A 13,438-nucleotide genomic window follows, 5' to 3' on the forward strand; every position below is an offset into this window, starting at 1 on the left:
CGGGGCCGCTCGGCGCTACCGTGCCGTGGAGACGCCGAACACTCCAGACGAACGGGGATGGAACGATAAACCCCATGAGAGCCCGGGTACTCGTGGTCGACGACGACCCCGCCCTCGCCGAGATGCTCGGCATCGTGCTGCGCAGCGAGGGCTTCGTGCCGTCCTTCGTCGCGGACGGCGAACGGGCGCTGGCCGCCTTCCGTGACAGCCGACCCGACATCGTCCTGCTCGACCTGATGCTGCCGGGGATGAGCGGAATCGACGTGGCCCGCGCCATCCGGGGCGAGTCCGGCGTGCCGATCGTGATGCTGACCGCCAAGAGCGACACCGTCGACGTGGTGCTCGGGCTGGAGTCCGGCGCCGACGACTACGTGGTGAAGCCGTTCAAGCCCAAGGAGCTGGTGGCCCGGATGCGGGCCCGGCTGCGCCGGGGCGAGGACGTGGCGCCGGAGATGCTGACCATCGGCCCGCCCGGCAACCAGATCACCATCGACGTGCCGGCCCACACGGTCAGCCGCGACGGCGAGGAGGTGAAGCTGACGCCGCTGGAGTTCGACCTGCTGGTCGCGCTCGCCCGCAAGCCGCGTCAGGTCTTCACCCGCGAGGTGCTGCTGGAGCAGGTCTGGGGCTATCGCCACGCGGCGGACACCCGCCTGGTCAACGTGCACGTGCAGCGGCTGCGCGCCAAGATCGAGCCGGATCCGGAGCGACCCGAAATCATCCTCACCGTGCGGGGCGTGGGCTACAAGGCGGGTACCGGATAGCCTGGTCAGCATTGTGCTGACCTCGCTGCCCGAGTCGCCGACCCCCGCACCCCGCCGCCTCCACGCCGTGCGGGCGCTCTGGCTCGCCCTGGTCGGCCGGGTCGCCCGGCTGGTGGCCGCGGTGCACCAGGCGTGGCGGCGGTCGCTCCAGGTCCGTGTGGTCACCATCACGCTGGTGGCGTCGAGTCTTCTGGTGGGCGGTTTCGCCTATCTGATCGCTGACAAGATCACGAGCATCCTGCTGGAGAACGCCGAGACGGACGTGCGGCTGCGGCTGAGCAACGGCAGCGAGTACGCGGCCAAGCAGTTCAACCTCTACAGCCAGCCGCAGGAGGCGCAGCTCCAGAACACCATCGACGGCACCGTCAACTACCTGGCCGGTGGCGACCCCACCCAGACCAGCGGCGTGGTGGTGGCGATCACCGCCGACAACTTCGCCGAGTTCATCGAGCCGCGGACCACGCCCGACGTGCCGGTGGGCACGGTGATCGGGGACGAGCTGCGGGCCACCGTCGCCTCCGGCAAGGTCGCGCACCAGATCCGTACCGGCTCGCTCGGCGGCGAGCGCACGAAATACCTCGTCTACGGCTCCCCGGTGCCCACCAAGTTCGGGCAGGTCGAGCTCTTCTACCTCGTACCCCTGGCCCGGCAGGACGCGACGGCGGCCGACGCCCGGGCCACGGTGGTGGCCACCGGCGTCGCGCTGGTGCTCCTGCTCGGCCTCCTGGCCGCCCTGGTCACCCGCCTGGTGGTGACGCCGGTACGGGTCGCCGCGCGCACCGCGCAGCGGCTCTCCGCCGGCCTGCTCGACCAGCGCATGGTGGTCTCCGGCGAGGACGACCTCGCCCTGCTGGCGGCCTCGTTCAACCAGATGGCGACGAACCTGCAACGGCAGATCCTCCGGCTGGAGGAGATGTCCCGGCTGCAACGCCGGTTCACCTCGGACGTCTCGCACGAGCTGCGGACGCCGCTGACCACGGTCCGGATGGCCGCCGACCTGATCTTCGCCGAGCGCGACGAGTTCGACCCGGCGGTGGCCCGCAGCGCCGAGCTGCTCCAGGCCGAGCTGGACCGGTTCGAGGAACTGCTCACCGACCTGCTGGAGATCAGCCGGTTCGACGCCGGGTTCGCGGTGCTGGACAGCGAGCCGACCGACCTGGTGCCGGTGGTGCACCGGGTCGCCGAGCGGCTCGCCGGGCTGGCCGAGCGGGTCGGGGTGACCATCGAGCTGGACCTGCCGGACACTCCGGTGATCGCCGAGGTCGACCCGCGCCGCGTCGAGCGGGTGCTGCGCAATCTGGTCGGCAACGCGGTCGAGCACGGCGAGGCCAAGCCGGTACGGATCACCCTGGGCCAGGACCAGAGCGCGGTGGCGATCACCGTTCGGGACCACGGTGTCGGCCTCAAGCCGGGGGAGGAGAAGCTGGTGTTCAACCGCTTCTGGCGGGCCGACCCGTCGCGTGCCCGGCAGACCGGCGGCACCGGGCTGGGCCTGTCGATCAGCCTGGAGGACGCCCGCCTGCACGGCGGCTGGCTGGAGGCGTGGGGCGCGCCCGGGCAGGGCGCGCAGTTCCGCCTCACCCTGCCGGCCCGGGCCGGGGACCGGCTCACCACCAGCCCGCTGCGGCTGGTGCCGGCCGACGCCACGGTGCCGTTCGGCGGCCCGCGCGACGGCGAGCTGCCCGCCATCGCGCCCGGCGGCGGCGTCGCGGCGCTGACCGCCGGTCCGGCCACCGGCGGCGACCACGCGGAGGCACGGCCGTGAGGCGCCGCGTCCTGGCCCTGCTGCTGACCGGCGCGCTGCTGCCGGCCGCGCTCGCCGGCTGCGGCATCCCGGACCAGACCGACGTGCAGGTGGACGGGTCGGCGCCGGCCCCCGAGTCCGGGGTGTTCAACGGCAGCCCGGCCCGGCCGCCGGAACCGGCCGACAGCAGCGAGCCGGTGCCGTTCGTCGAGAACTACCTGCGGGCCGCCGCCGCCGGGGAACGCGACCAGGCGTACGCGCGGGCCCGGAAGTTCCTCGCCGCGGAGGCCCGCGACCTGCTGACGGGCAAGCCGCAGGCCAGCGAGATCGAGCTGACTGTGGTGCGGCTTCGGGAGAAGCCGGAGAGCACGCCGCCGAACAACCAGGGCACCAGCACCGTGACGCTCAAGGTGCAGCAGGTGGGCGTGCTGCGCGCCGACGGCACGCTCGGTCCGCCGGTGGCGAGCGAGACGCAGTACGTCTTCGAGCTGCGCCGGGCCGAGCCGGCCGGCACCGGCCTGCTGATCACCGAACTGCCGAACCTGCTGCTGGCCAGCGACGCGGCGGTACGCGAGTACTACCGTCCCCGTACCGTCTACTTCTGGAACCCCGACCTGACCCGGCTGGTGCCGGACCAGCGCTACCTGCCCTCGTCGGCGCCGACCGAGCGCCGGATCACCGAGGTGATGAAGTGGCTGGCCGACCGCCCGTCGGACTGGCTGGCCCCCGCCGTGACCGGGCTGCCCGACGGCACCCAGCTGATCAACAACGCGACCGGCGCGGACGGCCACTGGGAGATCAACCTCAACATGCCGGGCGCCAACGAGCAGCGGCTGACCCGGCTCGGCACCCAGCTGGCGTGGTCGCTGTCGGACCTGGACGGCCAGGTCGACCTGAAGATCCAGAACCAGAAACGGCTCACCGTCGACCTGCGGCGGGAGCGGGTCTCGACAGCCGCCTATCCCCGCGGCGGCGACCCCATGCGGTACGCCGTCTACGACGGCGCCGTCCGTCCCCTGGCCTTCGGCACCGAGTCGCGCGCCGCCGCGCCGCTGCCGCCCGCCGAGAACCGCAACGTGGTCTCCGCGTCGCTCGCCCGCGCCGACGACCAGGTGCTCGCCGCGCTCGTGGTGACCGGGCCGGACAACCGCAGGCGGCTCAAGGTCGGCACCGGCCCGGAACCGGTCGCGTCGTTCAGCGCCGGCGACCGCACGTTCCGGGCGGTGAGCCGGCCCACCTGGCTGCGGTCGCTGAACAAGGCCCGCCCGGCCGGTCTGGTGGCGGCCGACGGCCGGCTCTACCGCTTCGACGGTACGGCCCGGATGAGCGAGATCCCGTTGTCGGTGCCCGGGCCGGTGACGGCGGTGGCCGGTTCTCTCGACGGGCACCGGATCGCGCTGGTCTCCGGCGGCTCGGTCTTCGTCGCCGCGGTGAGCGTCGACGGCGGCGTGGTCAGCCTCGGGCAGCCCCGCCGGGTCACCACGCTGCTCACCGGCGTGACCGTGGTGGACTGGGTGGCGGAGAACGAGCTGGCGCTGGCCGGCAACGAGGCGGACCGGCGCTCGGCGATCCACCAGGTCACCGTCGACGGCGCCTGGGAGACCCCGCTGACGGTGGAGATCGGCGCCCCGGTGACCCAGCTCGCCGGGTATCCGGGCGGCGGCGACCGCGGCCTGGCCGCGTTCTCGTTCATGTTCGAGACGGACGGCGCGGCCTGGCGGAACAACCCGTTCGACTACGTCAAGCGGGAGCAGGTGCTCGACGTGCCGGCGGGCAGCCGCGCGACGAACCCGACCGCGCCGTTCTTCCTCTACTGACCGGCCGTGCGTGACCTGGGCGGGCTCTGGTCGGATCTGACCGACCTCGTGCTGCCCGCCGGGTGCGCGGGCTGCGGCGCGGGATCGGTGCGGCTGCGGCACGGCTTCTGCGGCGGCTGCGTGCGGGAACTGGAGTCGCTGCGTCCCGCCCCCACCCGGCCCGATCCGGCTCCACCCGGCCTGCCGCCCTGCGTCGCGCTCGGCCCGTACGGCGGTGCGCTGCGCGAAGGGCTGCTGGCGTACAAGGAACGGGGCCGGCACGGGCTGGCCCGGCCGTTGGGCGCGCTGCTGGCCGAGGTGGTGGCGACGGCGGCCGGGCCGCCCGGCCCGGTGACGCTGGTGGCGGTGCCGGACACCGCCCGCGCCGCCCGGGCCCGCTACGGCGACCACCTGGACCGGCTGGTGCGCCCGGCGGCGGCCCGGTTGCGCGCGGCCGGCTGGCCGGTACGTGTGCTGCGCCCGCTCCGGGCCCTGCCCCGCACCGACTCGGTGGGGCTGGACAGCGCGGGGCGGGCCGCCGCGGCCGAGGCGGCGTTCCGGTTGCGCCGCCCGCCCGCCGCGGACCGCCCGGGGGAGACCGTCGTGCTGCTCGACGACATCGTCACCACCGGCGCCACGCTGGCGGCGGTGAGCCGGATGTTGCACCGCGCGGGAATGACGCCAAAGGCCGCGGCGGTGCTCGCCGCAACGCAAAAGCGGCGCGTTCGGTGACGCTTCGTGTATCCGTTTCACCCCATGGTGTATGAGCTGTTAAATTTCGCGACCGCCTTCGGCAACCAGGGGTGACGGGTGGCCGTACAGGAGTTAGCGTTTCGGTGTCGGGGGTAGTGAGGATCCAACCTTCCCCCGGCACTGGAAGGAGGCGTAGCCGAACAACACCGGTCGACGCCGAGCGGGGCCCTCCCGGGTGCGTCGACCGGATCTGATCCGGACCGAACGACCGTCCGAACAAGGGAGGTCACGTGGACATCGTGGTCAAGGGCCGTAACGTCGAAGTGCCGGACCATTACCGGGTGCACGTAGCCGAGAAACTCGCGAAAATCGAACGCTACGACCAGAAGCTCATTCGCGTGGACGTCGAGTTGTTCCACGAGCGCAATCCACGCCAGGCGGACACCTGCCAGCGGGTGGAGATCACGTGCGTGACGCGCGGCCCGGTGATCCGGGCCGAGGCCTGCACGAACGACTTCTACAGCGCGCTCGACGCCGCCATCGCCAAGCTGGACACGCGATTCCGGCGCGCGGCGGACCGTCGCCGGGTACACCGCGGGCGGCACGCGCCGATCTCCGTGGCCGCCGCGACCGCCGGCCTGCCCGTGGCCGACCTCGACGGCCCCGGCCTGGCGACGCTCGACGGCACCGGCACCGCCACAGCGGTCGCCGAACGGCCCGACGAGAGCAGCTACAGCGAACCCGACGACCAGCCGTGGCACATCGCCCGGGCGAAGGTCCACCCCGCCGAACCGATGACCGTCGACGACGCGCTGTTCCAGATGGAACTGGTCGGTCACGACTTCTACCTGTTCCAGGACAAGGAGTCCGGCCGCCCGAGCGTGGTCTACCGGCGGCACGCGTACGACTACGGGATCATCCAGCTCGACACGTGACCCCTTGACCGGTGAGGACGGGCCCCACGTGGGGCCCGTCCTCAGTTCTCGTCGCCCGCCAGCCGGCCGTAGACCACCGAGTCGACCCGGACGCCGTCCGGGCCCGGCAGCCGGCCGCGCAACAGCCCTTCCCGCCGGAAGCCGGCCCGTTCCAGCACCCGCTGCGAGGCGATGTTGTCCGGCCGTGTGCCGGCCCAGAGCCGGGCCACCCCGATGCCGAACGCCCACCCGGCGACCAGCCGTACCGTCCGGGCCGCCAGCCCGCGCCCGCGCGCCTCGGGCAGCAGGCTGTAGCCGATCATCGCCTGGCCGGTGGCCGGCTCGTCGTAGAACAACGCGCAGCCGCCGACGACAGCGCCGGTGGCCGCGTCGAGGATCGCCAGGTCGGCGGCCTCGCCGGCCAGCCAGCGGCTCGCCGCCAGCCGGCAGCGCCGCGCGAGCGCCGCCCGCTGCGGCGGCACGGGCGGTACCCGGTTCGCCACCACCTCCGGCAGCGAGTGCAGCCGGTACAGCGCGTCCGTGTCCGCCGGCTCCACCGGGCGCAGCGTCACCACGCCGTCGGTGAGCCGGCCGTCCGGCAGGTCCGGCAGCAGGCGGGCGACCGGCCCGCTCGGGTCGTCGGCCACCCGCACCCAGGCGATCAGATCCTGGCGTACGCCGTCGCCGTCCGTGCCCGGCGCCCGGCGTACGCCCTCGTGCCGGTAGCCGCAGGCGAGGGCAATGCGCTGGCTTGCCACGTTCTCCGTCCGGGTGAGCAGTTCCAGCCGGGCCGCCCCGGCGGCGAACGCCCGCTCGGTCAGCAGCCGGGTGGCGGCAGTGGCCACGCCCCGGCCGCGCGCCGCCGGTCCCACCCAGTAACCGATCTCGTACGTCGCCCGCTCCGCGCTGAGCCGGGTCAGACCGATGCTGCCGAGCAGCCGGTCGCTGTCCGGGTCGGCGATCGTGTACGCGGACCCACCCGCCGCCCACGCGGCCGGCGCGCCCTCGGTGATCCACCAGCGGGCGGCGTCTTCGTCGTAGGGGTCGGGCAGCAGGGGCATGAACCGGCGGATCTCCGGGTCGGCGCACCCGGCCACCATGTCCGGTACGTCCGCGAGGTGGCACGGCCGCAGCCGTACGCCGTACCCCTCGATCGTCTCCGGCGTCACGTCAGGTCACCCGGCAGCAGGGCGCCGATCCAGACGTCCTGGCGCTCGCCGCGGTGCTGGACGCCGCCGCGCAGCGTGCCCTCGACGGTGAAACCGGCCTTCTCGGCGGCCCGCCGGGAGGCGGTGTTGCCCACGTTCGCGCGCCACTCGATCCGGGCCAGGCCGAGCGTGGTGAAGCCCCAGGCGCAGACAGCGGTGAGCGCGGCCGGCAGGTAGCCCCGGCCGCGGGCGTGCGGCGCGGTCATGTAGCCCACGTCGGCCACCAGCGGGTCGTTGGGGAGGATGCGCAGGTCGATCGAGGCGACGTAGGTGTCGTCCGGGTCGGCCACGGCGAACGTCGCGGCGGTGCCCCGCGCCCAGGCCGGCCGCACCAGGTCGCGCAGGAAGCCCTCCGCGTGCTCCGGCCGGTACGGGTGCGGCACCGTGGTCCAGCGGATCGTCTGCTCGTCCTGGCAGGTACGGGTCACCGCGGCCAGGTCGCGTTCCTCCATCGCCCGCAGCCGCAGCTCGGTGGCCCCGGCGGTGGCGAACAGGACCGGTTGCGGCCGGCCGAAGACCGCCGCGCGGCGGGCCTGGAGCGTGTCCGGGCCGTAGGGGACCGGGTCGCCCGCAGCGGCGACCTCGCCGGGGAGCAGCGAGCCGATCCAGCCCTCGGGCCGGCCACCCTCGGAGGGGTGGGCCAGCCGCAGCTCACCCTCGATCCGGAAGCCGGCGCGCAGCGCGACCAGCCGGGAGGCGTGGTTGCCGATCTCGGCCTGCCAGGTGAGCCGGCGCAGCTTGAGCGCGTCGAACGCCCAGCGGGCGAGCGCGCGGGTGGCGCGGACCGCGACGCCCCGGCCCCGGGCCCACGGCGCGGTCCAGTAGCCCACCTCGGCCGAGTCCCGTGCGCGGTCGACGGAGACCAGGCCGAACGAGGCGAGCAGCTCACCGGTGCCGGCGTCGCAGACCGCGAACAGCGCCCCGGTGCCCTCGGCCCAGGCGGTGGCGCTGATCGTGGTGACGTACTCGGTCGCGTGCTCCGGCAGGTACGGGCGAGGTACGGTGGTCCAGCGCTGGATGTCCGGATCCTGGCAGGCGCGGTACACCGCGTCGGCGTCCTCCGCACGCCACGGGCGCAGCAGCAGGCCGTCCTCGATGATCTCCACAGGCTCCATCCGAGCCATCGTGCCGGATCGTTCGCGCACGGCGTAACCCGATTAGCGGCCGGTGGCGCACGGTCGCGGCGTTATGTCGGGTTCCGGAGCCCGGACCGCCGCCACCAGTGACCATCGTCGCGTCGGAGCGCCTACGATGGTTCGAGACCGTCTAGGGGAGCGTTGATCCGTGTCGATTCTGGAAAAGTTCCTTCGCGCCGGCGAGGGCCGCATGGTGCGTCGGCTGAAGGCCATCGCTGCCGCCGTCAACTCGATCGAGGACGACTACGTCAACCTCAGCGACGACGAGCTGAGCGCCATGACCGAGCAGTTCAAGGAGCGGCTCGAGGATGGCGAGACCCTCGACGACCTGCTGCCCGAGGCGTTCGCGGTGTGCCGCGAGGCCGCCTCGCGGGTGCTCGGCCAGCGCCCCTACGACGTCCAGGTGATGGGTGGCGCGGCGCTGCACTTCGGCAACATCGCCGAGATGAAGACCGGTGAGGGCAAGACGCTCACCTCGGTCATGCCGGTCTACCTGAACGCGCTCGCCGGCAAGGGCGTGCACGTGATCACGGTGAACGACTACCTGGCCGAGCGCGACGCCGCCTGGATGGGCCGCGTCCACGAGTTCCTCGGCCTGCGCGTCGGCGTGGTGCTGCCCAACCGGCCCGCCAGCGAGCACCGCGCGGCCTACGAGTGCGACATCACCTACGGCACGAACAACGAGTTCGGCTTCGACTACCTGCGCGACAACATGGCCTGGTCGAAGGACGAACTGGTCCAGCGCGGCCACTTCTTCGCCGTGGTCGACGAGGTCGACTCGATCCTGATCGACGAGGCGCGTACCCCGCTGATCATCTCCGGTCCGGCCGAGCACTCCGCCCGGTGGTACCAGGAGTTCGCCACGGTGGTGGCCCGGCTCCAGCCCGGCACCGACGGCGAGGGCGACTACGAGGTCGACTACGCCAAGCGCACCATCGCGATCACCGAGCGCGGCGTGGCCAAGGTGGAGGACCGCCTGGGCATCGACAACCTCTACGAGTCGGTGAACACCCCGCTGGTCGGCTACCTGAACAACGCGATCAAGGCCAAGGAGCTTTACAAGCGCGACAAGGACTACATCGTCAACGACGGTGAGGTCCTGATCGTCGACGAGTTCACCGGCCGCATCCTGCACGGCCGCCGCTACAACGAGGGCATGCACCAGGCGATCGAGGCCAAGGAGGGGGTGGAGATCAAGCAGGAGAACCAGACCCTGGCCACCATCACCCTCCAGAACTACTTCCGCCTCTACGAGAAGCTCTCCGGCATGACCGGTACCGCCCAGACCGAGGCGGGCGAGTTCAACAAGGTCTACAAGGTCGGCGTCGTGACCATCCCGACGCACCGGCCGATGGTCCGGCTCGACCGGCCCGACGTCATCTACAAGACCGAGAAGGCCAAGTTCAACGCCGTCGTCGAGGACATCGCCGAGCGGCACGAGCAGGGCCAGCCGGTGCTGGTCGGCACCGTCTCGGTGGAGAACTCCGAGATCCTGTCGCACATGCTGCGCCGCCGCGGCATCCCGCACTCGGTGCTGAACGCGAAGTTCCACGCCAAGGAGGCGGAGATCGTCGCGCAGGCCGGCCGCAAGGGCGCGGTCACCGTCGCGACCAACATGGCCGGCCGTGGTACGGACATCCTGCTCGGCGGCAACCCCGAGTTCCTCGCCGCGAACGAGCTGCGCCAGCGCGGGCTCGACCCGGTCGAGCAGCCGGAGGAGTACGCCAAGGCCCTGGAGGAGATCCTTCCGACCTGGAAGCAGGCGTGCGACGTCGAGGCGGAGGAGGTGGCCGCCGCCGGTGGGCTCTACGTGCTGGGCACCGAGCGCCACGAGTCCCGCCGGATCGACAACCAGCTGCGCGGTCGCGCCGGCCGGCAGGGTGACCCGGGCGAGTCCCGCTTCTACCTGTCGCTGCAGGACGAGCTGATGAAGCGTTTCCGGGCCGGCGCGGTCGAGGCGGTGATGGACCGCTTCAACATCCCCGAGGACGTGCCCATCGAGTCGAAGATGGTCACCCGCCAGATCAGGAGCGCCCAGGCCCAGATCGAGGGCCAGAACGCCGAGATCCGCAAGAACGTCCTCAAGTACGACGAGGTGCTGAACAAGCAGCGCCAGGTGATCTACGCCGAGCGCCTCCGGGTGCTCAACGGCGAGGACCTGTCCGACCAGGTCCGCAACATGATCGACGACGTGGTGACCGCGTACGTGGTCGGCGCGACGAGCGACGGCTACGCCGAGGACTGGGACCTCGAGCAGCTCTGGTCGAGCCTGAAGCAGCTCTACCCGGTCGGGATCACCATCGACGAGCTGGAGGAGGAGGTCGGTTCCCGCTCCGGCATCGACCAGGACTTCCTGCTCGCCCGCCTCAAGGAGGACGCGCACGCCGCGTACGACAAGCGTGAGGAGAACCTCGGCGAGGAGGCGGTACGCCAGCTCGAGCGCATGGTCCTGCTCCAGGTGATCGACCGTAAGTGGCGCGAGCACCTCTACGAGATGGACTACCTCCAGGAAGGCATCAGCCTGCGGGCGTACGCCCAGCGCGACCCGGTCATCGAGTACCAGCGCGAGGGCTTCGACATGTTCGCCTCCATGATGGACGGCATCAAGGAGGAGACGGTCGGCTTCCTCTACAACCTGGAGGTGCAGGTCGAGGAGGCGGAGCCGGAGGCCGAGGAGGTCGCACTGCTGGAGAAGCCGGTGGAGATCCGGGCCAAGGGTCTCAACCGCGCGCCGCAGCAGCAGGGCCTGCAGTACTCCGCGCCGTCGGTGGACGGCGAGGCCGGCCGGGGAGCCCCGGTGATCGAGCGGCCCGAGCAGCAGGCGCCGGCGCTCGGCATCGGCCAGCAGTCCTCGGAGCGCCCGGCCGCCTCCACGTCGCGCCGCACGCCGGGTGCGGCGGCCGGGGCGAGCGGCCAGGCGGTCGCGGCGAGCACCGCCCGGCGGGCCGCCCCGGGCCAGGTCGACGGCGGCGAGGGCCCGTCCCGTAACGCACCCTGCCCGTGTGGCTCGGGCCGCAAGTACAAGCGCTGCCACGGTTCGCCCAACGGCGGCAACTGACCCCGAACGAGCGCCCCGACGGGCCCCGGCCTCCCGGCCGGGGCCCCTCGCCCGTCCCCGCCCTCGCCCGTCCCCGCCCGCCCGGCCTGCCCCGCGATCTTGCAGTTTCGGCCCTCATCGTGCCCGTTTCGTGCCGTTATCGGGGGACCGAAAGTGCAAGATCGCCGCCGGTGGAGGCGCGGGTGTGGGCCGGAGATCCTCGTGCGGCTGGTTGCCGCGACGAGCCTCCCGTCAGGCGAGACTCACGTTCCGCGTGGTGGGATTGGCGGAGATCTTGGTAGGAAATGGCCCCTATGGGGGCCGTTTGGTACCAAGATCTCGCCGGGAGCCGGGAGCCGGGAGCCGGGAGCCGGGAGCCGGGAGCCGGGAGCCGGGAGCCGGGAGCCGGGAGCCGGGAGCCGGGAGCCGGGAGCCGGGAGCCGGGAGCCGGGAGCCGGGAGCCGGGAGCCTGCGCCCGCTCACGGATCGGCTCGGGTGGCCGCGGCGCGTCCAGCCAGGTCCGGGGCGACGACGAGGGCTCAGAGGACGTCGAGGACGAGGCACAACCAGGTGCCTCGGCGGCGTTCCAGGCGTATCGCGACGGCCCAGCTCGCGCCACCGGCGCCGGCGAACACGGCGGTGGCCTCGACCGCACCCGCGCGGGGTTCGCAGACCCGCAGGCGCCGCAGGAGCAGGGCCGGCCGGGCGGTGCGGCGGCGGACCGGGGTCACCCGGCGGGCCGCCCGGGTCAGCTCGGCCGCGACCGGGCCGGCCGACTCGGGCACGCAGAGCGGCCGGAGCTGGCCGGGTGGCCGGAATCCGTTGACGATCTCCAGGAAGGTGCGGACGAACCGGTGCGCGGCCCGCGCTCCCTCGGGTGTGGCGGACGCGAGGGCTGACGCGGGGGTGCCGGTCCAGCGCGGCCAGGCGGCCGCCGGGTCCGGGGCGCGGCCGGCGGGGCGTGCGGGGGCACCTCGGCGCGGATCGGTCAGGTCGAGGGTGAGCTGCCCGACGGGACTCCACAGCGGCTCCTCGTCGACGCAGGGCGGGTCGAGCGGCGGGGCGGGCCGGAGACGGACCGGCGGGCGGGGTGCGCGGGGACGGCGGGTGTCGACCATCTCATATCCTTGCGTTTGCCTTCGTTTGCCTCCGACAGCTCTCATCTTCCCGGACGCGTGTGACGGTCGTCAATGGCCCACCGTCAGCGGGGAGTCACTCGTCGTCCCGGTCGCCGAGCGGGTTGCCGCGTACCCACTCGGCGGTCTCGGCGTACTTGCGCTCGATGTATTCCTCCAGCCGGGCGCGCTCGACCCGCCACTGGCCCCGGCCGCCGATCTTGATCGCGGGCAGTTCGCCGCTGCGGACCATGTGGTAGACCTGCGAGTCCGAGACGTTCAGCTCGGCGGCGACGTCGGACAGCAGCAGGAACCTCGACTCCACGGTGACTCCCGGGGTTGATTGCGTTTGCTTAAGTTTGCCATCACCGGGTGACGTCGCCGCGTGCCCGTTCGGGAGACACACCGGCGGGAGACTTCACCCGCGCCGGTGCCGGGTGTATGACGGTCTCGGCGTACGGCATGATCGGCGCCCGGAGTCGGCGTCCGCCGACGATCGGCCTGAGTGTGGGAGTGACCGGTGACCGACGAGCTTGTCCGGGTGTACCTGCCGGCGACCGTTCCCATGCTCGCCCGGCTGCGCGAGGAGGGGCTGAGCGCCGAGGCGGCGCACGCCGTGACCCCGGAGCTGCGCGAGTGGTACGCCGAGGGCGACGAGGAGGAACTGGAGTACGTGGCCTTCACCCGGGCCGCCCAGGACGCGCTGCTCCTGCTCCGGCACGATCCCGCCGCGCCCCGGCGACGGGTGGTGGTCTCGGCCGACCTGCCGGCCCGTGCGGTCGGGCGGGTCGGCGGCGAGCTGGGGTCGAGCGTGGTCCGGCCGGCCGGGCCGGTGCCGGTGAAGTCGGTCGCCGCGCTGCACGTGGACGGCACGGACGCGGTCGAGGACGTGGCCGCCGCCGTCGACGTGGTGGTGGAGGCCCAGGCCGGCGACCCGGACGCCCAGTTCACCGTCGACGGCGCCGAGGACCACGAACTGGAGTGGTACGACGTGACCGAGCTGGACCTGCTGCTGCGCGAGGCCGGCTGAC

10 protein-coding genes and 2 pseudogenes are annotated in these 13,438 nt (G+C 72.8%); 8 read left to right on the top strand and 4 right to left on the bottom strand.

The features are described 5' to 3' along the window. Positions 1–74 precede the first annotated feature (74 nt). The 5 genes from mtrA (at position 75) to hpf (ending at position 5,932) form a co-directional block, all read left to right on the top strand. Positions 75–764 (top strand): MtrAB system response regulator MtrA, encoded by a 690-nt coding sequence (mtrA, locus tag ACQP26_RS05225; protein WP_088969953.1) that lies wholly within the window; start codon positions 75–77, stop codon positions 762–764. A gap of 13 nt (positions 765–777) precedes the next feature. Next, positions 778–2,529, top strand: a complete 1,752-nt coding sequence (gene mtrB / locus ACQP26_RS05230; protein WP_433495089.1) for an MtrAB system histidine kinase MtrB — start codon at positions 778–780, stop codon at positions 2,527–2,529. Further along, a complete protein-coding gene (locus ACQP26_RS05235) occupies positions 2,526–4,325 on the top strand; it encodes an LpqB family beta-propeller domain-containing protein (RefSeq protein ID WP_433495090.1) in 1,800 nt (599 codons plus the stop codon). Before mtrB ends, ACQP26_RS05235 begins: the two co-directional genes overlap by 4 nt. Before the next feature lie 6 nt (positions 4,326–4,331). After that, positions 4,332–5,036 carry a ComF family protein gene (locus tag ACQP26_RS05240; RefSeq protein ID WP_269702011.1) on the top strand — a complete coding sequence of 235 codons (705 nt, stop codon included), beginning with the start codon at positions 4,332–4,334 and terminating at the stop codon, positions 5,034–5,036. 251 nt (positions 5,037–5,287) lie between these two features. Continuing rightward, positions 5,288–5,932, top strand: coding sequence for a ribosome hibernation-promoting factor, HPF/YfiA family (hpf, locus tag ACQP26_RS05245; RefSeq protein ID WP_433495091.1), 645 nt, complete (start codon positions 5,288–5,290; stop codon positions 5,930–5,932). Between the two features lie 41 nt (positions 5,933–5,973). Here hpf and ACQP26_RS05250 read toward each other — a convergent pair whose 3' ends face one another. Next, positions 5,974–7,080, bottom strand: a complete 1,107-nt coding sequence (locus tag ACQP26_RS05250) for a GNAT family N-acetyltransferase (RefSeq protein WP_433495092.1) — start codon at positions 7,078–7,080, stop codon at positions 5,974–5,976. Then, on the bottom strand, positions 7,077–8,234 hold the full coding sequence (locus ACQP26_RS05255) for a GNAT family N-acetyltransferase (RefSeq protein WP_433495093.1): 1,158 nt from the start codon (positions 8,232–8,234) through the stop codon (positions 7,077–7,079). The genes ACQP26_RS05250 and ACQP26_RS05255 overlap by 4 nt, the downstream gene beginning before the upstream one ends. Positions 8,235–8,403: 169 nt before the next feature. Here ACQP26_RS05255 and secA point away from each other — a divergent pair. Beyond that, positions 8,404–11,056 (top strand): annotated as a pseudogene (gene secA, locus ACQP26_RS05260) (preprotein translocase subunit SecA); the annotation flags it as partial. Between the two features lie 107 nt (positions 11,057–11,163). Beyond that, positions 11,164–11,313 (top strand): annotated as a pseudogene (locus ACQP26_RS05265) (SEC-C metal-binding domain-containing protein); the annotation flags it as partial. Between the two features lie 518 nt (positions 11,314–11,831). Here the strand turns inward: ACQP26_RS05265 and ACQP26_RS05270 are convergent. Together ACQP26_RS05270 and ACQP26_RS05275 are read right to left on the bottom strand one after the other, a co-directional pair. Continuing rightward, positions 11,832–12,410 (bottom strand): Rv3235 family protein, encoded by a 579-nt coding sequence (locus ACQP26_RS05270; protein ID WP_433495094.1) that lies wholly within the window; start codon positions 12,408–12,410, stop codon positions 11,832–11,834. Between the two features lie 94 nt (positions 12,411–12,504). Beyond that, positions 12,505–12,732 carry a helix-turn-helix domain-containing protein gene (locus ACQP26_RS05275; RefSeq protein WP_269701998.1) on the bottom strand — a complete coding sequence of 76 codons (228 nt, stop codon included), beginning with the start codon at positions 12,730–12,732 and terminating at the stop codon, positions 12,505–12,507. Between the two features lie 195 nt (positions 12,733–12,927). On the opposite strand from ACQP26_RS05275, the gene ACQP26_RS05280 reads away from it, so the two are divergent. Further along, a complete protein-coding gene (locus ACQP26_RS05280) occupies positions 12,928–13,437 on the top strand; it encodes a DUF6912 family protein (RefSeq protein WP_281578929.1) in 510 nt (169 codons plus the stop codon). The last annotated feature ends 1 nt before the right edge of the window (position 13,438 follow it).

Source organism: Micromonospora sp. CA-248089 (assembly GCF_050948515.1).
GTDB lineage: Bacteria > Actinomycetota > Actinomycetes > Mycobacteriales > Micromonosporaceae > Micromonospora.